General features: G+C 63.1%; 25 protein-coding genes. 10 read left to right on the forward strand and 15 right to left on the reverse strand.

Annotated features, from left to right (window positions below):
• Positions 1 to 60 precede the first annotated feature (60 nt).
• The 4 genes from LJF34_RS11110 to LJF34_RS11125 all read left to right on the forward strand — a co-directional run bounded on the left by LJF34_RS11110 (position 61) and on the right by LJF34_RS11125 (position 5708).
• Entirely contained in the window at positions 61 to 642 is a 582-nt protein-coding gene (locus tag LJF34_RS11110) for a DUF2150 family protein (protein ID WP_231185081.1), read from the forward strand.
• 44 nt (positions 643 to 686) lie between these two features.
• Positions 687 to 3173, forward strand: a complete 2487-nt coding sequence (locus LJF34_RS11115) for a hypothetical protein (RefSeq protein WP_231185082.1) — start codon at positions 687 to 689, stop codon at positions 3171 to 3173.
• Between the two features lie 81 nt (positions 3174 to 3254).
• Positions 3255 to 4592, forward strand: a complete 1338-nt coding sequence (hmgB, locus tag LJF34_RS11120; protein ID WP_231186314.1) for a hydroxymethylglutaryl-CoA synthase — start codon at positions 3255 to 3257, stop codon at positions 4590 to 4592.
• An 84-nt stretch (positions 4593 to 4676) separates the two neighbouring features.
• Positions 4677 to 5708, forward strand: a complete 1032-nt coding sequence (locus LJF34_RS11125; protein WP_231185083.1) for a helix-turn-helix domain-containing protein — start codon at positions 4677 to 4679, stop codon at positions 5706 to 5708.
• 11 nt (positions 5709 to 5719) lie between these two features.
• Here the strand turns inward: LJF34_RS11125 and LJF34_RS11130 are convergent, their stop codons facing one another.
• The 4 genes from LJF34_RS11130 to LJF34_RS11145 all read right to left on the reverse strand — a co-directional run bounded on the left by LJF34_RS11130 (position 5720) and on the right by LJF34_RS11145 (position 8320).
• Positions 5720 to 6520: an archaeal proteasome endopeptidase complex subunit alpha gene (locus tag LJF34_RS11130; RefSeq protein WP_231185084.1), complete on the reverse strand. Its 801-nt coding sequence runs from the start codon at positions 6518 to 6520 to the stop codon at positions 5720 to 5722.
• Positions 6517 to 7134 carry a proteasome subunit beta gene (locus tag LJF34_RS11135; RefSeq protein WP_231185085.1) on the reverse strand — a complete coding sequence of 206 codons (618 nt, stop codon included), beginning with the start codon at positions 7132 to 7134 and terminating at the stop codon, positions 6517 to 6519. Before LJF34_RS11135 ends, LJF34_RS11130 begins: the two co-directional genes overlap by 4 nt.
• Positions 7135 to 7182: 48 nt before the next feature.
• The gene (locus LJF34_RS11140; RefSeq protein WP_231185086.1) at positions 7183 to 7485 is read right to left on the reverse strand and encodes a hypothetical protein; all 303 of its coding nucleotides are present in this window, start codon (positions 7483 to 7485) and stop codon (positions 7183 to 7185) included.
• 127 nt (positions 7486 to 7612) lie between these two features.
• Positions 7613 to 8320 carry a helix-turn-helix domain-containing protein gene (locus LJF34_RS11145; RefSeq protein WP_231185087.1) on the reverse strand — a complete coding sequence of 236 codons (708 nt, stop codon included), beginning with the start codon at positions 8318 to 8320 and terminating at the stop codon, positions 7613 to 7615.
• Positions 8321 to 8592: 272 nt separating this feature from the next.
• Here LJF34_RS11145 and LJF34_RS11150 point away from each other — a divergent pair, with 272 nt between their 5' ends.
• Together LJF34_RS11150 and LJF34_RS11155 are read left to right on the forward strand one after the other, a co-directional pair.
• On the forward strand, positions 8593 to 9204 hold the full coding sequence (locus LJF34_RS11150) for a metal-dependent hydrolase (RefSeq protein WP_231185088.1): 612 nt from the start codon (positions 8593 to 8595) through the stop codon (positions 9202 to 9204).
• Positions 9205 to 9228: 24 nt separating this feature from the next.
• Positions 9229 to 9714: a GNAT family N-acetyltransferase gene (locus LJF34_RS11155; protein ID WP_231185089.1), complete on the forward strand. Its 486-nt coding sequence runs from the start codon at positions 9229 to 9231 to the stop codon at positions 9712 to 9714.
• An 18-nt stretch (positions 9715 to 9732) separates the two neighbouring features.
• Here LJF34_RS11155 and LJF34_RS11160 read toward each other — a convergent pair whose 3' ends face one another.
• The 4 genes from LJF34_RS11160 to LJF34_RS11175 all read right to left on the reverse strand — a co-directional run bounded on the left by LJF34_RS11160 (position 9733) and on the right by LJF34_RS11175 (position 11865).
• On the reverse strand, positions 9733 to 10341 hold the full coding sequence (locus LJF34_RS11160) for a GNAT family protein (protein ID WP_231185090.1): 609 nt from the start codon (positions 10339 to 10341) through the stop codon (positions 9733 to 9735).
• A gap of 92 nt (positions 10342 to 10433) precedes the next feature.
• Positions 10434 to 10667 carry a flagella cluster protein gene (locus LJF34_RS11165; RefSeq protein WP_231185091.1) on the reverse strand — a complete coding sequence of 78 codons (234 nt, stop codon included), beginning with the start codon at positions 10665 to 10667 and terminating at the stop codon, positions 10434 to 10436.
• Positions 10664 to 11263 (reverse strand): GNAT family protein, encoded by a 600-nt coding sequence (locus LJF34_RS11170; protein WP_231185092.1) that lies wholly within the window; start codon positions 11261 to 11263, stop codon positions 10664 to 10666. Before LJF34_RS11170 ends, LJF34_RS11165 begins: the two co-directional genes overlap by 4 nt.
• On the reverse strand, positions 11260 to 11865 hold the full coding sequence (locus tag LJF34_RS11175; protein WP_231185093.1) for a GNAT family protein: 606 nt from the start codon (positions 11863 to 11865) through the stop codon (positions 11260 to 11262). Before LJF34_RS11175 ends, LJF34_RS11170 begins: the two co-directional genes overlap by 4 nt.
• A 139-nt stretch (positions 11866 to 12004) precedes the next feature.
• Between LJF34_RS11175 and LJF34_RS11180 the strand changes: the two genes are divergently transcribed.
• Entirely contained in the window at positions 12005 to 12736 is a 732-nt protein-coding gene (locus LJF34_RS11180; RefSeq protein ID WP_231185094.1) for a bacterio-opsin activator domain-containing protein, read from the forward strand.
• A gap of 133 nt (positions 12737 to 12869) precedes the next feature.
• On the forward strand, positions 12870 to 13103 hold the full coding sequence (locus tag LJF34_RS11185; RefSeq protein ID WP_231185095.1) for a HalOD1 output domain-containing protein: 234 nt from the start codon (positions 12870 to 12872) through the stop codon (positions 13101 to 13103).
• 113 nt (positions 13104 to 13216) lie between these two features.
• Here LJF34_RS11185 and LJF34_RS11190 read toward each other — a convergent pair whose 3' ends face one another.
• On the reverse strand, positions 13217 to 13666 hold the full coding sequence (locus LJF34_RS11190) for a pyridoxamine 5'-phosphate oxidase family protein (RefSeq protein WP_231185096.1): 450 nt from the start codon (positions 13664 to 13666) through the stop codon (positions 13217 to 13219).
• A 90-nt stretch (positions 13667 to 13756) separates the two neighbouring features.
• Between LJF34_RS11190 and LJF34_RS11195 the strand changes: the two genes are divergently transcribed.
• Positions 13757 to 14644 (forward strand): PhzF family phenazine biosynthesis protein, encoded by an 888-nt coding sequence (locus LJF34_RS11195; RefSeq protein WP_231185097.1) that lies wholly within the window; start codon positions 13757 to 13759, stop codon positions 14642 to 14644.
• A 117-nt stretch (positions 14645 to 14761) separates the two neighbouring features.
• Positions 14762 to 16261: a replication factor C large subunit gene (locus tag LJF34_RS11200; protein WP_231185098.1), complete on the forward strand. Its 1500-nt coding sequence runs from the start codon at positions 14762 to 14764 to the stop codon at positions 16259 to 16261.
• Positions 16262 to 16344: 83 nt separating this feature from the next.
• On the opposite strand, the gene LJF34_RS11205 is transcribed toward LJF34_RS11200, so the two are convergent.
• The 6 genes from LJF34_RS11205 to LJF34_RS11230 form a co-directional block, all read right to left on the reverse strand.
• Positions 16345 to 16890: a GNAT family protein gene (locus tag LJF34_RS11205; protein ID WP_231185099.1), complete on the reverse strand. Its 546-nt coding sequence runs from the start codon at positions 16888 to 16890 to the stop codon at positions 16345 to 16347.
• A 63-nt stretch (positions 16891 to 16953) separates the two neighbouring features.
• On the reverse strand, positions 16954 to 18621 hold the full coding sequence (locus LJF34_RS11210; RefSeq protein ID WP_231185100.1) for a Na+/H+ antiporter NhaC family protein: 1668 nt from the start codon (positions 18619 to 18621) through the stop codon (positions 16954 to 16956).
• A 74-nt stretch (positions 18622 to 18695) separates the two neighbouring features.
• The gene (locus LJF34_RS11215) at positions 18696 to 19457 is read right to left on the reverse strand and encodes an amino acid ABC transporter ATP-binding protein (RefSeq protein ID WP_231186315.1); all 762 of its coding nucleotides are present in this window, start codon (positions 19455 to 19457) and stop codon (positions 18696 to 18698) included.
• A 26-nt stretch (positions 19458 to 19483) separates the two neighbouring features.
• Positions 19484 to 20314, reverse strand: a complete 831-nt coding sequence (locus LJF34_RS11220; RefSeq protein ID WP_231185101.1) for an amino acid ABC transporter permease — start codon at positions 20312 to 20314, stop codon at positions 19484 to 19486.
• Between the two features lie 17 nt (positions 20315 to 20331).
• Positions 20332 to 21168: a transporter substrate-binding domain-containing protein gene (locus LJF34_RS11225; protein WP_231185102.1), complete on the reverse strand. Its 837-nt coding sequence runs from the start codon at positions 21166 to 21168 to the stop codon at positions 20332 to 20334.
• A 200-nt stretch (positions 21169 to 21368) separates the two neighbouring features.
• On the reverse strand, positions 21369 to 21848 hold the full coding sequence (locus tag LJF34_RS11230) for a COX15/CtaA family protein (RefSeq protein WP_231185103.1): 480 nt from the start codon (positions 21846 to 21848) through the stop codon (positions 21369 to 21371).
• Positions 21849 to 21909: the final 61 nt, after the last annotated feature.

Below are 21909 nucleotides of genomic sequence, written 5' to 3' on the forward strand. Positions count from 1 at the left end.
GCCTCGCGCTCCTGGGGCCGCCTCGGAGGATTTATGAATCGTGCTACGCAGGGAAGAGGTATGAGCGCTCCTCCAGAGGAGTTTTACTCCGAAGAACGCTGGCAGAACTGGCTGGACAGAATAAAGGACGAGGACGTCGACCCGGAGAACGAGGATTCCGCGCGTCTCCTGCTCAACCTGCAGGACGACGTGGCCATTGCCGTCGCAAAAATCGTCACCGCGTACGACGACGAGGACATCGACGAGGAAACGGCCCTCTCTGAACTCACCGACATTCGCGAGACCGTCCTCGGCGAGGTCGATTTCGAGGACGAGGAGAAGGCGATGCTCATCGACGGCGTCCAGACGAGCCTCCTGTGCGTGTTCTACGCCGCGGAGGAGTACGTCGCACACGGACCCGCCGATGAGGCACCCGTGGAGGAGTACATCCGCGAAGCGGAGAAAGCCGAATCGGCCGAGGATTTGGACTCGGCGCTCGGTCTCGTCGCGGCGGGCGGAACCCGCGTCTTCGCCGGCGACGAACTCGACATATCAGTGATGGAGGAGATGGAGTACGGCCTCGTTACGGAGTGGGCGAACGGTCTGGACAGCCTTCAGAGCGCGATGAGCGACCCGGAACTCGTCGAGGAAGACGACGAGTGAAAGAGTAACAGGTTTTTTATCCTTTTCCCGTATCTGTCCCATCCATGACGTTCCGGTCCGACGAGCGCGGCGTGACCGTACAGGTGGGAACGGTCCTCCTGTTCGCCACGCTCGTCGTCGCCATGTCGCTGTATCAGGCGACTGCCATCCCGAGCCAAAACGAGGGGGTCGAGTTTCGACACAACGAGCGGGTGCAGGGTCAGATGCAAGACGTGCGCAACGCCGTCCTTCGAACGGGTGCGACCGGAACGAGCCAATCGACGTCCGTAACGCTCGGAACGCAGTATCCGGGACACGTCCTCTTCGTCAATCCGCCGCCCGCGTCCGGGACGCTTCGAACGACCGAACTCGGAACCCTCAGCGTCGAAAACCTCACCGCCATCGACCCGGAGACGAAGGAGTATTTCGATGAAAGTAGGCACTCGTTTTCGACGCGAGCGCTCGTCTACGCGCCCAACTACGACCAGTACGGCAACGCGCCCGACACGGTGTACGAGAACTCCGTCGTCTACAATCGCGGACGGGACGGCAACGCGACGCTGACCGACCAGCAACTGATTCAGGGGAAACGGATTACACTCGTCACGCTCGCCGGAACTCTCTCGCGGTCACGGTCCGGTGCGATAAGCATCGACCCGCGCGCGCTGAGTCCATCGACCGAGACGCGCACGATCGCCGTGCGAACGAACGGGAGCGACCCGGTGATTCGAGTCCCGACGACGCTCGACGCGGAGAAATGGAAGGACCTCCTCGCGGGACAGGAGTACATACGAAGCGTCGACCCCGGCACAGGCGATTCGGTCGTGGTGACGCTCAAAGGGCAGGAAAACGGTACGAACGTCACCTACGACCTTCGAATGGCGAAGGTCGGCGTGGGGTCGGGAACGACGGAGACGGAGGCGACGTACATCACGAACGTCAGTCCGAAGAACGCGAGCGTCGACGGAACGACGACGCTCGTCGCGGAGGTGCGTGACGAGTACAACAACCCCGTCAGCGGCGTCACCGTGACACGAACCGACACCGGGGAAACCGAGACGACGGACGAACGGGGTCGTGTGGGGTTCGAGTACGACGCCCCCGAGTCCGGCACGGGGACGGTTACGCTTTCCATCGGTGACAGTAGCCGAGAGCAGGTGTCGTTCGAGATTCACACGGGCGAGGGAACTACCTCGCCATCCGGTTCGTACTACGACGTCGAGTGGCGACCCGACGAGTTCGACGGAAGCGGCGTTTCGGACTGTAACGGATACCACGCCTGTGTGAACGTAAGCGAGGGAACGACGGTTTCGCTCCCGGTTTCCGTGACGGCGGACGACGGGCCGGTTACGTCGGCGACGGTCGATTACGCCGTGAACAACTCGACGCTGGCGACGATTACGGCGAACGACGGGACCACGCTCGATGGAAACGACGAGGCTACACTTCAGGTCGGGAACGAACGGAACGGAACGATAACGGTGTACGCCGCGAGCGGCGACGATGTTGACAGCGCCACCATACGACTGATGAAACCGCCCAATTCATCGAACAACGGTAGTGGCGGTGGCGGCCCCACGAACCTCAGTTACGTCGTGACGGACAACACGGACATCAGCGAAAACAGGGTTCACTACGAGGTATCGTACGACGTGTCCAACGCCGGGTCGTCGTTCGATTACATGCGGGTCAACTTCACGAACCTCGACGAACCGGCGTTGACACAAACCAACGTAACGAACGACACCGCGCGGGGAATCATCCGATACGACGCCGGATACGGTCAGGGCGACACGTACAACATCACGATACAGGTGGTCGCAACGAACGGAAGCGTCCTCCACTCGGCGTCGGTGGTAGACCAAGCCGACAGCACCGATCCGGACGGGAGCGGTTCGCTCGGTGGAGAGTCGAGTCCGGCGCTCGCCGGACGGTGGATAACCGACGAAAGTGACAACGAAGATGGTGGGGTGTATCAAGCCTCGTACAACGTGACGAATCGGAGTACGTTCGGCCACATCGAAATCGAGTTCCGGAACATCGACCACGACTGGGCGACCCAGACCAAGTCGTCGAACGACCCGCGCGGACGGGTGTTCTATTCCCTGGGCGGTGCCGACGGTGACGAGTACGAGATCATCTTCAGGATCTACGACACGTCCGGCGTGAAAGTCGACGAGGTGTCCGTTTCCGACGACTCCGATGGCGTCGAACCGGCCGGAAACGAAAAACTCCGGAACGATTCGAGTCCGACGCTGACGAACGTCGCCGTGGACGACCGGAGTTCGCCGTACAACTCCTCGTTCGAAGTAGAGTACGACGTCTCCGACCCGGACGGAACGTTCGGAAGCGTCGAGGTCGAGTTCAACGACCAGACGGCGGACCTGAGCCGTGAGAATCACACGCGCACCACGCCGAGCGGGACGGTTCAACTCGACGAGTACGCGGACCACGGCAACAGCTTCGAAATAATCGTCCGCGTGTACGACGAATCGGGCGCTCTCGTGGACGAACAGCGGGTTTACGACACCGGAGACGGGACGGACCCCTGATTCGGACGCGAGGAGTTTCGACGACCGTCGATACTTTCATCGACAAACACTTATAGCACGTTAGACAACGTGATGGCAAGAATGACAGCCGTCGGTATCGACGCAATCGAAATCTGGACGGGAAAGCTGAAGCTCGACCTCCCTGAAACGGTCGCACCGGTAAAGGACAAGGACCCGGCGTACTACACGAAGGGATTGGGGCTGAACGCCAGTTCGTTCCCCGACGCGTACGAGGACATCGTCACGATGGGCGCGAACGCGGCCAATCGGTTGATGCAGCGCAAGGGACTGACGCCGGACGACATCGGTCGCATCGACGTGGCGACCGAAAGCGCATTCGACAACTCGAAGCCCGTTTCGACGTACATCGCCGGATGCCTCGAACAGGTGTACGACGGCGACTTCCACCACGCGAACAAGGGCGAGCGCAAGTTCGCCTGCATCGCCGGAACGCAGAGTCTGGACGACGCCTACAACTGGATCAAGGCGGGCCGCAACCGCGGCCGCTCCGCGCTCGTCGTCGCCACCGATACCGCGCTGTACGCCCGCGGAGACCCCGGCGAGGCGACGCAGGGTGCCGGTGCCGTGGCGATGCTCATCAGCGAGGACCCGTCCCTCCTCGAACTCTCGACCGAGCAGGGGTACGGCAGCGCCGACGAGACGGACTTCTTGAAGCCCAACCAGCAGTTCCCCAGCGTGGACGGCAAGCGCTCCATGCAGGTCTACCTCGCTCGCATGCGCGAGGCGCTGGAGGACTTCGAGCGCGCCGGCGGGGAGACCCACCCCGACGATTACGTCTTCGGCCCGTACCACACGCCCTTCCCGGGAATGGTCCGCAAGGCCGGGTTGTTCGCCTTCCGTCACACGATTCGGGACACGGACATCGAGGAGGAACTCGCCGCCGAAATCGGCCGCCAACCGCGCGAGCAGGATTACGACGACCGAGAGGAGTTCGAGGAGGCCATCAGCGCGTACATGGACGACCTCAAGGCGACCGATCAGTATCGGGAGTGGTACGCGAACACCATCGAACCCACGCTCCGCATCTCGCGCGAGGTCGGGAACTGGTACACCGGGTCGGTCCACATCGCCCGCGCCTCGGCGCTCCAGTATGCCGCCGAAAACGACATGGAGATGGTCGGCAAGAAGCTCCTCGTCGGATCCTACGGCAGCGGCGCACAGGCCGAAATCCACGCCGAAACCGTCCAAGAGGGCTGGGAGGAGGAAATCGCACAGCTCACTATCGACGAGCAGATTCGGAACCGTCACGACCTGACCTACGACGAGTACGAGCAGGTTCACGACCGGCACAACCACGACAAGCGCGTCGAACTCGACGACTTCACGGACCCCGAAAACGAGTTCGTGTTCACCGGTCGCGGCGAGATGGACGAACGAGTGTACGAATACGTCGAGTAAGCCGCCGAAACACTGTTTCCGTCCCGTCTTATTTTTCGATTTCCTTCCGGGAGCAAACGACTTATCCGAGTCGCGCCCGTCCGTGTGACCAAGGAACACGCGCTCGACGCCGAATTCACGCCGACGGCATTCATCGAAATGACCGAAACAGAGCCGACACAGACGGGGGACGAACTGCCCGAAACCATCGGAATCGAACCCGAAGGGGACGACGACCCGACGGACGCGTTTGCAGTTCTCGGGAACGAAGTCCGAATGGCCGCGCTTCGCGCATTGCTGGACGCCGAGGCGGAGGGCGAGGAGACGCTCGCCTTCTCGGAGTTGTTCGAGGCGACGTCGGCGGACAACACGGCGGGCTTTTCGTATCACCTGCGGCAGTTGACCGACCACTTCGTTCGGAAGACGGATCGCGGATACACCCTGACCTACGCCGGGCGGGAAATCGCGCGGGCGATTCGCGCCGGGACGTACACCGACAGCGTCGATTTCGATCCCATCGCGGTGGACGACCCGTGTCCGTTCTGCGGGAAAGAGCGAATGGAGGCCCACGGCGAGGACAACTACGTCGTGGTGGAATGCCGGGCGTGCGAACGGCCGACGCTCACGCTACCGTTTCCGCCGGGAGGTCATCGCGCACACGACCCGGAGGGGCTTCTCCCGGCGTTCGACCGCCATCACCGACACCGCCTCTCGCTGATGGCCGACGGCGTCTGCCCGGAGTGTAGCGCCCCGGCGAACGCCCACGTCGGGTATCACGACGCCGACGAGGGCGACGAAGGCGGCGAGGAAGTGGCGGAAACGACGGAAAACGCCGACCGCCACCGTCGCCCGCAGGTCCGGTTCGACTGCGAGCGCTGTGGCTGTCGGCTTCGCTCGCCAGTGACGCTCGCGGTGCTGGAGCATCCGGCGGTCATCTCGTTCTACCATCGCCACGGAATCGACATCCGGGACCGTCCCGTCTGGAACGTCGGCGACGAGTGGCGCGAAGCGGTCGTCTCGGAAGACCCGTGGTGCGTGCGGGTTTCGACGGAACTCGACGGCGACGTCCTCGCGCTGTTCGTCGCGGAAAATCTGGAGGTCGTGACGGTGCGCGAGACGGGACAGACGGCTTCGTAAGGAAACGCGTTTTACGACGCCTGTTCGTCCAGCAAGTCCAACGATTCGAGGGTATCCCTGCGACTATCCACGTCGAGCGTCTGGTACGTCGGCGCAATCGTCGCAATCGACACCTCCTCGGGCGCGAGCGGGCCGTCTTCGGCCGCCGCGAGCGCCGAGAGGGCGAGTTCGACCCCGGATTGAACCGAACTCTGCGGGTCGTAGTTCGCTTCGAGATACTCCCGAACCGTGTCGTCGTTCGCGCCGATAGCCGTCGCCCGCCACTCGTGCGGCGTTCCCGAGGGGTCGGTTTCGAAGAGGCGCGGTTGCGGGTCTTCGTCGGCGATGGCGGGGTCGACGCCATCTCGCGGGATGGTCCTGCTCGCTTGCTCCGTCGAACGCGGTTCGACGCCACCCACCAACAGCGCCGCACCGAACGGGCGTGCACCGCCCTGCTGGGTGAACTCCTGGACGTGGTCCGTGACGGCCTTGGTGAACGGGTCCACACCGATCGGTTCGCCGTAACGCAGGCGGTCGGTCTGTGCTCGCCGACGGCCGAAGTCCACGAGGCGGCGGGCGTCGGCGACGTGACCCGCGCTGGCGACGCCGATGTGGTCGTCTATCTTGTGGAGTTTCTCGATGCCCTCGGCTTCGAGGAGGGGCGAGCGGACGTGCTTTCTCGCGGCCAAGACGACGCCGTCCCGAGCGCGGACGCCGACGCTGACGCTGCCGCGGCGGACCGCTTCGCGGGCGTACTCGACCTGATACAGTCTGCCGTCGGGCGAGAAGATGTTCGTCCCGCGGTCGTAGGCCTGCTGTTGCTGTCCGTTCATGCCGCCACCTCCGTGTACTCGTCGTACGCGTGGATTTCGACGCCGTCCGCGGTGACGGTCGCTATCGTCATGCCGTTCCCGCTGGCGGTATCGCGCTGGGTGGCGCTCTCGATAGCGTCGGCCGCGACGCGGCGGGCGTCGCCGATGGGGAGGCCGGATTCGTACTCGCGTTCGAGGACGCCGTAGGCCAGTTGCATCCCGCTTCCACTGGCCACGTACTCGGCCTCCATGACGCCGCCCGCGGGGTCGAGGTCGTAGACGTGCGGGCCGGTCGCATCGACGCCGCCGAGCGTTGGTTGTCCGGCGCGGTAGGGACCGTTGCGAAGCAGATTCCCGGCGAGCGTCGAGAGCGCGGCCATGTCGATGGGCGTGTCCCGGCGCGTTTCGTACAGGGAGGCTTCCGCACGGAGCGTACGGATGAACGCTTGCAGGTCGCCGACGCCACCGGCCATCGTTAGCGCGGCCGTCGGGTGAATTTGTTGAATTTTTTGAGTGTTCTTGTTCGTGACGAAGCGGCCACCGAGGCTGGCCCGGCGGTCCGTGCCGAGGAGAACTCCTTCCTCGGTCGTCAGCGCAACCGTCGTCGTCCCTGTCTTGACTATCGTATCGGACATGGAGAAAGGAAGGGGGTGAGAGCGGAAAAGTGTTAGCTAAAATATATTTTAGCTCGTGTCGGGCATCTCCCATTCGAGCATCTCGTTGACGTCGCCGGAGAGCGGCCCCTCGACGAGCGTCCGAAACGCCCCGCGCCCCGCGAGCGTTCGGAGGTGGGTGACGAACTCCCGCCACTCGGCGGCGCAGTCGGTGTGGAGGAACCAGCGGTTGGCCGTCGGCCGGTGTTCGGGTGGACGGCAGTCGGGCGGCGCGACTTGGACGCAATCGGTCGGATGGGAGATGTTTTCGGCACACCACGGGCACGTAGAGAATCCCATCTCGACCCCCTCGCGTGATTCATTCGTACTCATTAAGTAATGTAGACACATCAAAGATGATTCAACCCTGCCCTTCACCACGCCATCCTTTAAGTTATCAGCAAGTCGTCACAGTCAGAATTTGGGGATGAGTAAAAGAGATTACGGCGAGTGCAGGAGATCACGGCGCGAGTTCACGCATGGCGTCCAACATGGTCTCCTTCTCGCAGTCCGTCACCGCGAGCGAAAAGCCGTCCAGTTGGGCCATCTTCGGCGCGTACTCCCAGAGTTCGTCCGGGTCGATGCCGTGGAGGACGACGGCGTTCGGTGTCGGGGTGACGACGCGCATCGCGACTAGGGGTGATTCCCCCCGCGTGACGTTCGTGAAGACGAGCGCACGGTTCGTGCTCTGGCCGAAGAGTCGATAGAACTCCTCGCTGGAGAGGCGGGAAATCGCCTCGATGCTGTCGATGACGGTGTGTCCGGTGATGCCCGCCGAGGTGCCTTGCGCGAGTTCCGTTGCGTCGATGGCGTCGTAAAACTCCGAGAGCGGGACGCTCGTCGGATACTCGCGCAGGTCGTTGACGATGCTGCTGTCGAACCCCGCCGAGAGGACGCGGGCGTACTGCCGGATTCGGTCGCCGCCGCGCTGTTCGTCGATGTCGAGGAGCGCCGTGACCGTCCGACGAACGACGCCGATTCCCGGGTTCTCGCGGCGACCGCTCTCGTAATCGGAGATGACCGACGAGGAGACGTCGAGGTGGTCTGCGAGTGCCGTCTGGGACACGTCGAAGTCGGTGCGCCATTTGCGGAGCGTCGCTCCGGGGTCGTCGCTCAGCGTGATTTCGCCCGCGATTTGCTCGGCGAGCGTCCGGCGCGCATCTGTCATGCCTTCCGATGTGGGAGAGTCTCCGAAAAGCGTATCGAAACCGACCTTCGACGGGTGTCGAAAAAAAGTGGCGAGAGAGGAGAACGTCGAGAGGGAAAGGCACGATGGGCAGTCTTGTCGGTTCGGTAATGACGGTATGGGGCGATTCTCATCGAAGAAAGCCGAGTGCCGATAGAGAGCAGTCCGACAGCAGTTGCCATCGGAAAGTACGCCGAGCCTACGGTGAAAGAATCCACCAAACTACTTTCTTGCATGCTGTCGTCCATCGTCCGATGCCATCGACGGTGGTACACGTCGCGGTGGGGGCGTTGCTCGCCACGTCGCTCCTCGCGGAACACTTCGACACGCGGGCGGGGCTCGTGGTACTCGCCGCCGCCGCGTTCCCGGACCTCGACACGCTGCTCGGCCTCTGGATAGAGGGTGGACACAGAGCCGTCTTTCACAACTTCCTCCTGCCGACGGTCGTCGGTATCTTGCTTCTCGCGGACCTGTTCGGGAAGAATCGAATCGGTGGGCGGTGGGGCGCGTACGGCGTTCGCGTGGCGTGGGTGAGCCTCGTCGCGTTCGTCGTCGCAGGAATCGGCCTCGACCTCGTGAAGAACGGCGTGAACGTGTTCTATCCGATTCACGACCAGTTCTATAGCGTTTCGGGGAAGATCAGCGTCTCGAACAAGCACGGACTCGTCCAGACGTTCCTCGAACCGAAGAGCCGAGGAACGACCCATACGACCCACTACGACACCGGATTCGACCTCGCACAGGGTCCAGACCCGCGGAACGAAGAGCGCGTGTTCCCCATCGTCCGGAGCGGGCGACAACTGCTCCTCGGCGCGATGAGTTTCGGAATCTTCGGCTTTCGGGTCTGGGACTCACGTAACAAGTAAGCCCCCGTCGCGCCGACGGAACGTATGGAGATTCGACCCTACGAGGAAAGCGATGTCGAGGAGTTCTGGAAACTGAAACGCGCGTTCGAACTCGGTCTCGGCGCGGGTACCGGCGGCAACGACAAGGAAGCGGTGTACGAAAATAAACTGACCGAGGACTACCGCGAGCGATATCTCGACTGGGTGAACCGGTGCGTCGGCGAGGACGAGCGGTGCGTCATCGTCGCCGATGCGGGCGACGAGTTAGTGGGATACGTCTTCGTCCTGCCCGAGGCGTTCGCGTTCATCTGGGACGCCGCCATCCTGAACGAGATTTACGTCCGGCCGCCCCATCGCGGGACGGGCATCGCCGACGAGTTGATGGACGCCGCCGTCTCGTTCGCGGACGATCAGACGCTTCCGCTCGACCGCCTCGTCCTCGACGTCGACCGCGAAAACGACCGCGCCGGTGCCTTCTACGACCGTCACGGCTTCGAACACTGGGGAGAGATGGTCGCGAAAAAACTGTAATTCGTCTCCCACTTCGATTCACGCTCTCCCCCTCTCCGACTCGGGCTTCCCCTCGCGCCACTCCTCGCGGAGGAGGCCGTACTGCACCATGTCGCGGTGTGCGCCGTCGACGAACATGTACTTTCGGCGTCGGCCTTCCTCGGTGAAGCCGAGCGATTCGAGCAGGCCGCGGGAAGCGTCGTTGAAGTCGTACGCCTCCGCGCCCACCGCCGGGGCGTCGTACGTCCGAAACGCGTAGTCGATGGCGAGCGAGACGGATTCCGTGCCGTAGCCCTCGCCGTGAACCGTCGGAACCAACCAGTAGCCCAATTCGGGGCGTTTGTAGTCGGCGTCGGTCACGTTCACCTGCCCGATTCGGGTCACGTCGCGTCCGTCGTCCCCGGTAGCGGCCGTTTCGGCGTTCGCGTCGGTGCCGTCCCGTTCCCACTCGTCCTCCAAACAAACCAAAAACCGGTCGGCACCGTCCTCTTCGAGATGGTCCGCGAGTTGCCGTCGATTCATAACCGGATTGCCCATCGGATGGCGAATCTCCCGGTTCGCCAACGCGCGTTGGACGAACGGAACGTCCTCCTCCTCGACCGTTCTGAGCGTGACCCGCTCACCGTTGGTGATACATGCGCCCGGCATGCAGTCGAGTTCGAAAATCCAGCGGTTATAGCTTGTGAACGACGGGACGTCGAAGGGCAGGAACGGCGACGGGCGAAACGGCGGAAATCGCGTTAGTCGTGGGTGAACAGCAGCGTTCGGCCGTCCTCGCGGACGACGCAGAAGCGCATCGAACCGGTCGGCTGAAAGCTGTGGGCGCGTTTCTCGGTGGCGAACACCTCCGCGAACGGTTCGTCGCACGCCGGACAGGCGACGGCGTCGCGGTTTTCGAACAGGGAACTGTGTCCGGCATCCGTCTTCAACTTCAGGCGGTGGCGAACGGCGTGAACGTCGAACCCGTCGGTCACGAATCGACCGCCTCCCGATACTGCTCTCTCGTGATGGTGTAGCGATGCACGTCGGCTATTTCGGCGTCCATCGGAACCCGATTTCGGAGCAGGCAATCGTGCTGTCCGCCGTACGTTTCGACGTACTTCTCGATGGCGCGTCGGGACTTCTCGTTGCCCGTGTTGTGACCGACCGTGACGAGTTCCAAATCGAGACGGTCGAACGCCAGTTCCAGCAACGCGCCGGCGCGCTCGCCGGAGTAGCCGCGTCCCCAAAACTGCTTTGCGAGGATGAGGCCGAGACGGGCGCTTCGCTTCTCCCATTCAGGGAAGAGTGACGCCTCCCCCGCCAGTTCACCGGCGTCGGGTTCCCCGCTTCTCGGCCGAATCGCGTACTGGGCGGCGCTCCCATCCCGCCAGCGTTCGTCGGCGTTTCGAATCCTGTCGTATGGTTTTTTCAACGACCGATAGGGAGACTGCGGAACGTGCTCGAACGCCTCCTCCGCTTCGGGACCCGAGAACGGGTCGTGCAGTTCGCGGGCCGTGACGTTCTCGGGACGGAGTTGTTCGAGCACCAACCGCTCCGTCTCGATTCGCTCGGGGAAGGGGTTCGTCACGTCGTCTCACCCGCACGACTTTCCTCCCACTGTTCACGCGAGACGGTGAACCGGTGGGAGTCGCGCACCTCGTCGCCAATCGGGTGCCAGTTCCGGAGGATGCCGTCGTGCTGTCCGCCGTGGTCTTCGACGTACTTCTCGATGGCACGCCGGGATTTCTCGTTGCCCACGAGATGTTCGACGGCGACGAGTTCCAAATCGAGGCGGTCGAAAGCGAGTTTCAGCAACGCGCTGGCGCGCTCGCCGGAGTAGCCGCGGCCCCAGAACGGCTTTCGAAGCCACAGGCCGAGGGTCCCGGTCCGTTTCTCCCAGTCGACGTGCAAGCCGGTGGTCCCGGCGATTTCGCCCGCGCCGTTCTCGCCCTCCTCGGGCGTGATGAGGTACTCCGCACCGTTCGCTTCGGAGCGGCTTTCCTCCGCGCTGTCGATGAACTCCTTCGTCTCCCTCGGGGTGGCGTGTGGGTTCCACGACAGATATTCAGTAATCTCGTCGATGTCCGGCGCGTCGTGGCCGACGTGCCGATACAGTTCGAACACGTCCACGTTCTCGTGGGAGATGGCCTCCAACAGGAGGCGGTCCGTCTCGATTCGCTCGGGGAACATGGTTCGACGGTGACGGCAAATCGAGAAAAGGTTTCCGAGGCCATGCGTGCGTTTCACGTGGTCCCCGCCGGTCAGCGTTTGCACGATATGCTTTCGCATGTCACAGAGTCTCTAATCGTCTCCGACCCGTACCACCGCTATGACCCGTCATCAACCGCCCCAATCGGAAGCGGTCGAATTGGTCTTCTCACTCCGCGACGAGCGATGTTTCTTCATCGTCGCCTCGGAGCGAGCGGGGTGTGAATTCGTCGGCGAGCGGGCGGTTCATCGGTCGGACGGGAACATGCTCGAGTTCTTCACCGTTCGCGGCGCGGCACCGGAAACCGTTCTCGATGCAGTCGCCGACCGTCCGTCGGTTCTGGACGCCCGAGTCGTGAGCGACCACGAGGACACCGCGTTGATGGAGTTCGTCGTCACCGAACCCTGTATGGCCGCAACGTTGGCGACCACGGACGCGGTGATACGGGAGATTCGGGCCGAGGACGGAGAGGCACGCGTCGTCGCCGACGTTTCACCACACGGCGACGTCAGGGAGGTCGTAAATCGGGTTTTTGACCGCCATGGCGATGCCCACCTCCTGTCCAAGCGAACGCTCGGGGATACCCTTCCAGGCCTCTCGAATATGTCTCAAAAAGAACATCTAATGGCGGGGTTGACGGACAAACAACTCACGGCGGTCGAAGTCGCAACGCGGGAAGGATACCTCTCGTGGCCCCGCGAGAGTACCGCCGCCGAATGTGCGGCGGTGATGGACGTTTCCCAACCGACGTTCAGCCAGCACCTCTGGACGGGACTGGAGAAGTTGCTCCGCTCCCTGTTCGGTCCGGACGAGGAGGAAAGCAAGGGGACGATGGTGAACGACATCACGTGACAAACCGTTCGACATAGGCGACGCCGTGAGGTGGCTTCGTTTCTCAGACTACAACAGCAGGACCGACACCGACGCCGAATCCATCTGTCGGTCGGATTTAACGATGCATGCTTCAGATCCACACAGAGAACCCATGAACCGACCGCACGGCAACGAATCGATAACCCGAGACGTCGTCCGCGAAGTCGCGGCACGAGCGGGCGTTCAACCAAACGAACTCCCGCCGTTGTACGACTTCATCGACCCGGATGCCCTCGACAGGGTGGTCCACAGCACCGATTCCGACCTCGAACTGTCGTTTGTGTTCGCCGGATACCGAGTAACTATCGAGGGCGACGGGTCGGTCCGGGTCCATCAGGACGACTGACCGGCCCGTCACTGCGCCGGTCCGAGAACCACGCGTCCACTTCCTGTTATCCCGCGTTATGATGCGACCGTCCTCCGATATCGTCGAGCGTACGGCACCCCCGGATGGCGGCGTTACGCTTCCGTGTGGGCTTCCTTGCGACTCGTTATCTCCTCGGGACGGAGGTGGTAGAACCGGAACGAAACTTCCCGCGAGTCGCGGTCGAACAGGTCCACGAGCGGAATGTCCACCCGTTGCATTCCCTGTGTCACCTCCGAGTCGATATCCGCCTCCGCCACTTCGTCCAGTTCGCCCGTGACGATGACGCTCCGCCACCCGCCGTCGACGTGGTCGTAGGTGGCGAACGTGACCGGTCTGCCGACGACGTCCTCGCGTCCGCCGTCCGGACCGACCGCAAGGCGAAAATAGAAGTGCGTTTCGGCGGCGTCGTAGCCGTACGACACCGGCACCGAGTACGGAGATTCGTCCGTTCCGGTCGGAAACGAGATGACCCCCGTTCCGCCGGTCGTGAGAAATTCGTCCCGCTCTTCGTCGTCCATTTGGACGGCTTCGATGTCCCCCATGGCAAACAACCTACGTCACGCTGGTCGAAAAAGGTGGGTGGTGGCTGAACCGGGGATACATTCATCCCGTTCGTCGTGTCTCTTCCGGGTATGGCCACCAACCGATTTCACGTGGTGGACGTGTTCGCACAGGAGCGGTACGCCGGCAACCAACTCGCGGTCGTTCACGACGCGGCGTCGCTGACCGACGCGGAGATGCAAGCCATCACCCGCGAGACGAACTTCTCCGAGGCGACGTTCATCGACTCGCCGGAAACGCGAGATGGTGGGTACGACGTCCGCATCTTCGACCCGGCCGAGGAGATTCCGTTCGCGGGCCATCCGACCATCGGCACGGCGTTCGTGATTCGAGAGTTCGTCCGCGACGACCGTCCGGACGAACTCACCCTCAACCTCGGCGTGGGACAGATACCCGTCCACGTGGAGCGCGACGATGACGGAAACGAGACCTTCTGGATGCACCAGATCCCGCCGACGTTCGAACGGACCTTCGACCACTCGTTCGCCGCCCGCATCCTCTCGCTCGACGAGGAGGACGTCGACCGACGGTTTCCCGTGCAACTCGTCTCCACCGGCCTGCCGACGCTGGTCGTTCCGCTTCGCTCGCTCGATGCGGTTCGGCGGGCGGAGACCGACCACGGCCCGTACTACACGGACCTCATCGAACCGCACGGGAACATGAACGTCGTCCTCTTCGCGCCGGAAGCCGAGGACGGAAACGACCTCCACGCCCGCGTGTTCGCCGACTGTGCGGGCGTCCCCGAGGACCCTGCGACCGGCTCCTCGAACGGCTGTCTAGCGGCGTATCTGGTCGAGCACGGCTACTTCGACTTGGACGATATCGAGGTGTGCGTCGAACAGGGGTACGAGATGGGACGCCCCTCGCTCCTCCACCTCCGTGCCTCGAAGACGGACGACGACATCGACGTCCGAGTCGGCGGGCGCGTGATTTCGGTCGCCGAGGGAAATCTTCTGTAGCGAGGTCGACACCCGTGCCGTCGAACAGCGACCGAAAATACGCTAACCGCGGCCAGTCGACCGTCCGGTACGACAACCGTATCGTTAAGTTCCGCGAACGCCGAGTGTGGACCAGTAATGACCGACTGGACGGAGAAATATCGCCCGACCACGCTGTCGGAGGTTCGGGGGAACAACAAGGCCCGGGACGAGCTTCGCAAGTGGGCCGAGACGTGGGAGGAGCACGGAGACGCCGTCATCCTCCACGGCAGTCCCGGCGTCGGAAAAACCTCGGCGGCCCACGCGCTGGCGAACGACATGGGCTGGCCGACCATCGAATTGAACGCCAGCGACCAGCGGACCGGCGACGTGGTGAAGCAAATCGCGGGCGAGGCGGCCAAGAGCGGAACCCTCACCGGCGGAACGGCGGGGCGGCGCATCGTCATCATGGACGAGGCGGACAACCTGACGCACAACGCCGACCGCGGCGGGTCGCGGGCCATCACGGACGTGGTGAAGTCGGCGAACCAGCCGCTCATCCTCATCGCGAACGAGTTCTACGACATGTCGAACTCGCTCCGGAACGCCTGTGAAACCGTCGAGTTCCGGAACGTCTCGGCGCGGAGCATCGTCCCCGCTCTCCGCGACATCTGCCGACAGGAGGGCATCGAGTACGAGTCCGAAGCGTTGGAAGCCATCGCCGAGAACGACAGCGGCGACCTGCGCTCGGCGGTGAACGATTTGCAGGCCGTGGCCACCACGGGCGGACGACTGACCCGCGACGACGTGGTGACGGGCGAGCGCGACACGACCAGCGGCATCTTCGACTTCCTCGACGACCTCATCAAGAAACAGGATGCGGAGGGCGCGCTGAAGGCCTCCTACGACGTGGACGAGACGCCGGACAACATGCTGAACTGGATAGAGGACAACCTCCCGAAGGATTACGAGGGGCAGGAACTCGCCGACGCCTACGGCTACATGGCGAACGCGGACCGCTGGTTGGGCCGGGTTCGGGCCACGCAGAACTACAAGTACTGGCGCTACGCGAGCGACAACATGACGGCCGGAGTGGCCGCCTCTCGGCGGGGCGACAAGGGTGGCTGGACGCGCTACGGGCCGCCGAGTTACTGGCGCAAACTCGGCAGTTCGCGGGGCAAGCGCAACACCCGCGACTACATCGCCCGGAAGATAGCCGAGGAGAGCGGCATCAGCATGAGTACGGCCCGGCGCGAGGTCATCCCGTTCCTCTCGGCGATGACCCACCACTGCAAGAACCGGGAGTTGACGGTGACGATGGCGGCGCAGTACGATTTGGAGGAGAAACACGTCGCGTTCATCACCGGGAGCGGGAAGACCACGAACAAGGTGCAGGGAATCGTCGAGGATGCGGAGGAGTCCAAAGCGGCAGCGGCCGTCGATAACTCCGGCGGCGCGTTCGAGGAGTTCGCGTCGGAGGGGGACGGGGCGGAAACCGACGAATCGGGCGCGGACGACGAAATCGACGAAGTGGTTGCGGACGCGGACGAGTCGGAGGCAGACGAGTCGAAGGCGGACGGGTCGGACGCGGAATCCGAGTCTGCAAGCACGGAGGAACGATCGGACGACGGTCAGTCCGGTCTCGGCGACTTCTTCTGAACGGTCCGTTTCTCGAAGCCATCGCTACCGTCGAGAAGGGATTCGTTCCCGCGGCGGGTGCGGTGCCTACAGTTCAAACCCGCTCAGGGAAGGTCCCGCTCCTCGACGAGGAGGCCGTACCGAACCATATCACACCACTCCCCGTCGACGAAGGACGCGTCCCGTGACACGCCCTCTTCCACGAACCCGACCCGCTTCAGGACTCGCTTCGACGCCTCGTTCGTCGTCAAGGCGGATGCGGTGATTCGATGGAGACCGAGTTCGGAAAAGCCGTACTCGACCATGCACTCGGCGGCGGCGGTGGCATAGCCGTTCCGCCACTCGTCGGGCGTTATCCAGTAGCCGAGTTCGGCGTCCCGCGTGACGTGCACCCACGGGTGTTCGCGGATGAGGCGGACGAACCCGACGGGCGCGTCGTCCACGCAGACGAGCAGGCCGATGGAGTCGTCGCTGCGACCCATCGTCCCCCCGAGTCGCCGTCGCGCCCAGTCCTCGTCGGCGGGACGGTGTGCGTGTCGGGTCGCCCGCACGTGCGGGTCGTTTTGATTTTCGCGGAGGAAGGCGATGTCCTCGTCCGTCGCGGGACGAAGCGTGACGGGATCGTTTTCCAGAAAGACGGAGCCGGGCATGTCGATCGTGTTGCCATTCTGTAGTTATCAAACTTCTCAAAATTTCCCTTGGACCAACCGAGGTCAGTACGGGAAGATACGGAAGCCCTGTGGAAGCGCGAATCCGAGGGCGAAGAACAACACCGCCGCGATGGTCGCACAGATGATGGCGTAGGGAATCTGCGTTCTGACGTGGACGAGGTGGTCACTCCCGCTGGTCGACGACGCCAAAACAGTGGTGTCGCTGATTGGCGAACTGTGGTCGCCGAAGATGCCGCCGCTGAACACCGCGCCCATGACGAGCGGGAGGTTCGCGCCGGTGGTGAAGGCGATGGGCATCGCGATGGGGAACATGATGCCGTAGGTGGACCACGAACTGCCGTCCGAGAAACTCACCATGCTGGTGATGAGGAACAGCGAGACGGGGACGAACTCCGGCGGCACGCCGGAGAAGTGATTCGTGACGAACGAGGAGATGTCGAGGATGGTCACGGCGTTCTGGATGGAACTGGCGAACATGAGGATGACCGCGGCGAGCAGGATACCCTTGAATCCGCGCGTCATCGCCTCGGTCGCGTCCTTGTTGCTCGGGATGTCGCCCTTCACGCGGTAGAGGACGAACGCGACGACCAACGCGGAGAAGGCCGCGAGACCAAGACTTACCCCACCGATGTTGAACGCCCACTTTCCGCCGTTCGGGAGCAAGAGCCGATAGCCGCCGACGGAGAACAGCGTGGTCATCGACGGCGCGGTGAGGACGGGACTGCTCCGCCAGAACATCGCGCCGACGCCGACGAGAATCATCGTGGCGATGGGAACCGCGAAGTTGCGCCAGTCGGGGGTGGCCGTCTCGGCCATCTCGTACTCGTCCATCTCGCGGGATATCATCGGGTCGTGGTCGTCCCCCACGACGCCGCCGCCGTTTCGCGCCCGCGACTCCTCGCGGCCCATGCCCATGATGTTGGGAACGACCTGCCACGCGACCAGCGCGGCGAGGATGAGCGCGACCCACGAGTAGAAGCCGAAGAAGATGCTGTTGAAAAAGAGCGGCCATATCTGGTTCGTCACCGCGTGGGCGCTGTCGCCCTGTCCGGCGACATACTGGCCCATCCCGTCCGGGAGTTTGTCCTGTTTCTGGGCCTGCACGAGCGCCTTGCCGATGAAACCGATGAGCGCCGCGCCCCACGTCGAGTAGAACGCGAGACGGGCGGCGGGACTGCCCGCCGAATCGACGTAGTAGGCCAACTTCGCCCGCGAGACATCGTACTTGTCCGTCAGCGGGCGCATCATCGACCCGACCACCAAGCAGTTGAAGTAGTCGTCGATGTGGATGATGATGCCCGCGAGGAACGCCGCCTTCTCGGCGTCCGCCGCGGAGTCGGTTCGTGCGGTGAGCGCTTCGAGGACCCCGCGAAGCGCACCCGAGCGAATCATCAGGCCTATCATCCCGCCGATGGCGAAGATGGCGAGCAGGACGTTTTCGACGTACCACGGGTCCGAAAAGAGCGGCGCGGTGGCGATTATCTCGGGGACGTGTTTCAGGCCGAACACGGCACCGAGAACCGTGCCCGCGGTGCTCCCGACCATACTCCCCGGAACGCCGGCGGAGGCAGGCTTCAACGCACCGTAGACGACGCCAGCACTGGCGATACCGCAGAAGAGACCGATTATCGCGTCGCGCGAATACCACGCGAGGCAGATGGCGACCAGCGCCGGAGCGATCGACCAGACTCCGGCATGAATCGTATCCATACCCTTGTTCCCGACCAATCGAACAAATGGGTTTTGGGCGGTTGTACGACAGGCGGGGGACGAAAGAAACCCACTCAGTGGACACGTTCGAGGAACCGTTTCGCGCGGTCGGTCTCCGGGTGAGCGAAGAAGTCGGTGGGCCGCCCCGACTCCACGATTCGTCCCTCCGACATGAGGATGACCCTATCGCCGACTTCGCGGGCGAATCCCATCTCGTGCGTGACGACGAGCATCGTCATCCCCTCCTCGGCGAGATTGCCCATCACTTCGAGCACCTCGCCGACGAGTTCGGGGTCGAGCGCGCTCGTCACCTCGTCGAAGAGCATGACGCTCGGGTCCATCGCCAGCGCGCGGGCGATGGCGACGCGCTGTTGCTGTCCGCCCGAAAGCTGGTTCGGATACTTCTCGGCTTGGTCCGAGAGGCCCACGCGGTCCAGCATCGCCGTCGCCCACTTCCTCGCTTCCGCCTCCTCGAATCCCTTGACGACCTGCGGCCCGAGCGCGACGTTCTCCAGCGCGGTCTTGTGCGGGAAGAGGTTGAAGCTCTGGAACACCATCCCGATGTGCTGGCGCAGGTGATTCACGTCCACCTCGGGGTCCGTTATCGACTCGCCCTCGATTCGGATGTCGCCGTCCTGTATCTCCTCCAAGCGGTTCGTACACCGCAACAGGGTGGATTTGCCGCTCCCGCTCGGCCCGACGATGACGACCACCTCGCCGTCGTCCACCGAGAGCGAGACGTCCTTCAGGACGTGCGTCTCGCCGAAGTACTTGTCAACCGACTCGTACTCGACTTCGGGAGCGTCGGGGACGCTCTCACGGTCGGGGTCGCCCATCGCTCCATCCTCGTCCTCGGGAACGCTCATCGTTCCGTCCCCCACATGGAGCGTGACTCCATCGTTCGGACGAGTTTGCCGAGCGGCACCGTGATGACGAGGTACGCGACGGACACCACGACGATGGGCGTCCACGCGTCGAACGTCGCGCTGTTCACGTTCCGGAAGACGCTGATGAGTTCCGGGATCGCCAGCACCGTCAGCAACGAGGTGTCCTTGACGAGGATGATGAGGTCGTTGCCGATGGCCGCGAGCGCGTTCCGCCACGCCTGCGGCAGGATGACGTAGCGCATCGAGTCGATGTACGACATGCCGAGCGACCGCGCCGCCTCCGACTGCCCGCCGGACACGGAGTTGATGCCGCCCTTGACCGCCTCACCGATGTATGCGGTGTGGTTCAGCGTCAGCCCGATGATGGCCGCCGCGAAACTCCAGTTCTGCAGCGGAAACGTGCTGTTCGTCCAGAGCGCCGGTACGCCGAGGTAGACGACGAACAACTGGAACAACAGCGGTGTTCCGCGGAAGAACTCCACGTACAGTGTGGCGATTCGCTGCGTGAACCCCGTTTGGGAGACACGGCCCAAGCCGACCATCACGCCAAAGATGAGCGAGAGAACGGAAGAGATGATGATTATCTGCAAAACGAGGAGTAACGCGTCGATGAACTGCGGCAGAATCGTCACGAGCAACTGGTAGTCAACGAACTGCGTCAGAATCAACAGCAGAAAGAACAGGACGCCGAGCGTGAACACGCCCGCGACGGCGATTCCCATCCATCGAACCCGGCGGTCGGTCAGCCAACTCTCCTCGCCGTCCGTCGGACGTTCGATACCGCGTTCGGTGTAGGTCTCTGCCATGAGGACTCCTGCGGCGCTTAACCGCTGGTGGTCCCTCCGGGCGACTCCGAAGTCTGGAAGTATTTGTTGTACAGTTCGTCGTACGTCCCGTTCTGTCGGATGGTCGAGAGCGCGCCGTTGACCTGCTTTCTGAGTTGGTTATCGTTCTTGCGGAAGGCGATGCCGTAATCCTCGACGGTGAGCGTGAGATAGGGCGGTGCGTTCTCCTTTCCCTGCCTCTCCGCGGCCCCCTTCCCCTTCAGGAACGTCACTTGGTCGTTCTGCTGTGCGAAGGCCGCGTTGACCGTGTTGTCGTTGATGACCGCGGCGGCCTGATTGTTCCCCAGCGCCGAGAAGGCGTCGGGAATCTGGTCGTAGCTATCGATGGTCAGATCACCGCCGAACTGCTTTTTCAAGTCCTGTGCGGCGGCCTCACCCGTCGTTCCCTTTTGGACGGCGACCGTCTGACCCTTCAGGTCCTGTAGCTTCGTGATGCCGCTGTCTTTCAGGACGAGGACGGTCTGGTACGCCGTGAAGTACGGGTTCGAGAAGGCGACCTGCTTCGCTCGCTCCGGCGTGATGGTCATCGCGCTCATGATGACACGGAAGTTCCCGTTGTTCAAACTTGGGATGATGGTGTCGAAACTCGTCTGGACGAACTCGTAGTTTCGGTCGAGTTGGCCCTCGAAAATCGCGTTCGCGATGTCAACGTCGAAGCCGACGAGGTCGCCGGTCGTGGTTCTGTATTCGAACGGGCGATACGGGATGTCGGAACCGATTCTGATGGTGCCGCTGTTCTGTGCGCTCGCGTTGCCCGCGAAGGTCAGCCCAGCGACAGCTCCGCCGGTTCCCCTGAGAAAGGTCCGTCTGTGCATTGTGGTTCTCCCCCATCCCTACATAGTCAAACACCCTATAGAAAGCTACTATCGGTTGTTGACTGGATTTCGGTAAAAATTTTTGCGGCAGTTCGTTGGTCGTTCATTCGCGAACCATTAGTCGTTTGCCGACGGTTCGTTGGTCGCTCACCGACGGTTCGTTGGTAGTTTGCCGCTGGGTCGTCGGAAGTTCGCCGCCGTCAGTCGTCCGACGGATAGCCGCCGGGCGAATCCGCGGCGGGGGCCGTCGCCCGGTGCGGTTCCTCGTACGCCCACAGCGTCGCCGCGAGGAGCGACGAGAATATCACCATCGCGGCGGCGTGGTGGGCCGTTTGCACGAGCGGACCGTAGATGAGGACGGTCGCGCCGCCCAGCAGCACCTGCACCGGCAGGACGACCAGCGCGAGGGTCGTCGCGGCGCGGATTCGCGTGCTGTCGTAGTACTTCCACGCGCCGATGGTGGTTCCGAGGATGAAGAATCCGGTCACCATGGCGACGAGTCGGTGGAACCACTCGATGAAATCCGGAATGGTTTGCGGAAGGACGCCCCCACGACAGAACGGCCAGTCTTGACCACACGAAAGTCCCGCACCCATCGCGGCGGTGTACACGCCGAGCAGGATGAGGATGAACGTCAGTGCCGTCGTGAACGCGGCGAAGCGTCGAAATCGAGACCCCATCAGTTACACACCTCGGGTTGGTCGTCTCCTATCACGGTAATCCCCTTTCACGGGAGTTGGA

Origin of the sequence: Haladaptatus sp. DYF46, assembly GCF_021083305.1 — an archaeon.
Lineage (GTDB): Archaea > Halobacteriota > Halobacteria > Halobacteriales > Haladaptataceae > Haladaptatus.

Coding starts and splice junctions, on each gene's coding strand:
- LJF34_RS11110 (WP_231185081.1), top strand. CDS start 61: ATGAGCGCTCCTCCAGAGGAGTTTTACTCCGAAGAACGCTGGCAGAAC.
- LJF34_RS11115 (WP_231185082.1), top strand. CDS start 687: ATGACGTTCCGGTCCGACGAGCGCGGCGTGACCGTACAGGTGGGAACG.
- hmgB (WP_231186314.1), top strand. CDS start 3,255: ATGACAGCCGTCGGTATCGACGCAATCGAAATCTGGACGGGAAAGCTG.
- LJF34_RS11130 (WP_231185084.1), bottom strand. CDS start 6,520: ATGAACGGACAGCAACAGCAGGCCTACGACCGCGGGACGAACATCTTC.
- LJF34_RS11135 (WP_231185085.1), bottom strand. CDS start 7,134: ATGTCCGATACGATAGTCAAGACAGGGACGACGACGGTTGCGCTGACG.
- LJF34_RS11140 (WP_231185086.1), bottom strand. CDS start 7,485: ATGAGTACGAATGAATCACGCGAGGGGGTCGAGATGGGATTCTCTACG.
- LJF34_RS11145 (WP_231185087.1), bottom strand. CDS start 8,320: ATGACAGATGCGCGCCGGACGCTCGCCGAGCAAATCGCGGGCGAAATC.
- LJF34_RS11150 (WP_231185088.1), top strand. CDS start 8,593: ATGCCATCGACGGTGGTACACGTCGCGGTGGGGGCGTTGCTCGCCACG.
- LJF34_RS11155 (WP_231185089.1), top strand. CDS start 9,229: ATGGAGATTCGACCCTACGAGGAAAGCGATGTCGAGGAGTTCTGGAAA.
- LJF34_RS11160 (WP_231185090.1), bottom strand. CDS start 10,341: ATGCCGGGCGCATGTATCACCAACGGTGAGCGGGTCACGCTCAGAACG.
- LJF34_RS11175 (WP_231185093.1), bottom strand. CDS start 11,865: ATGTTCCCCGAGCGAATCGAGACGGACCGCCTCCTGTTGGAGGCCATC.
- LJF34_RS11180 (WP_231185094.1), top strand. CDS start 12,005: ATGACCCGTCATCAACCGCCCCAATCGGAAGCGGTCGAATTGGTCTTC.
- LJF34_RS11185 (WP_231185095.1), top strand. CDS start 12,870: ATGAACCGACCGCACGGCAACGAATCGATAACCCGAGACGTCGTCCGC.
- LJF34_RS11190 (WP_231185096.1), bottom strand. CDS start 13,666: ATGGGGGACATCGAAGCCGTCCAAATGGACGACGAAGAGCGGGACGAA.
- LJF34_RS11195 (WP_231185097.1), top strand. CDS start 13,757: ATGGCCACCAACCGATTTCACGTGGTGGACGTGTTCGCACAGGAGCGG.
- LJF34_RS11200 (WP_231185098.1), top strand. CDS start 14,762: ATGACCGACTGGACGGAGAAATATCGCCCGACCACGCTGTCGGAGGTT.
- LJF34_RS11205 (WP_231185099.1), bottom strand. CDS start 16,890: ATGCCCGGCTCCGTCTTTCTGGAAAACGATCCCGTCACGCTTCGTCCC.
- LJF34_RS11210 (WP_231185100.1), bottom strand. CDS start 18,621: ATGGATACGATTCATGCCGGAGTCTGGTCGATCGCTCCGGCGCTGGTC.
- LJF34_RS11215 (WP_231186315.1), bottom strand. CDS start 19,457: ATGGGCGACCCCGACCGTGAGAGCGTCCCCGACGCTCCCGAAGTCGAG.
- LJF34_RS11220 (WP_231185101.1), bottom strand. CDS start 20,314: ATGGCAGAGACCTACACCGAACGCGGTATCGAACGTCCGACGGACGGC.
- LJF34_RS11225 (WP_231185102.1), bottom strand. CDS start 21,168: ATGCACAGACGGACCTTTCTCAGGGGAACCGGCGGAGCTGTCGCTGGG.
- LJF34_RS11230 (WP_231185103.1), bottom strand. CDS start 21,848: ATGGGGTCTCGATTTCGACGCTTCGCCGCGTTCACGACGGCACTGACG.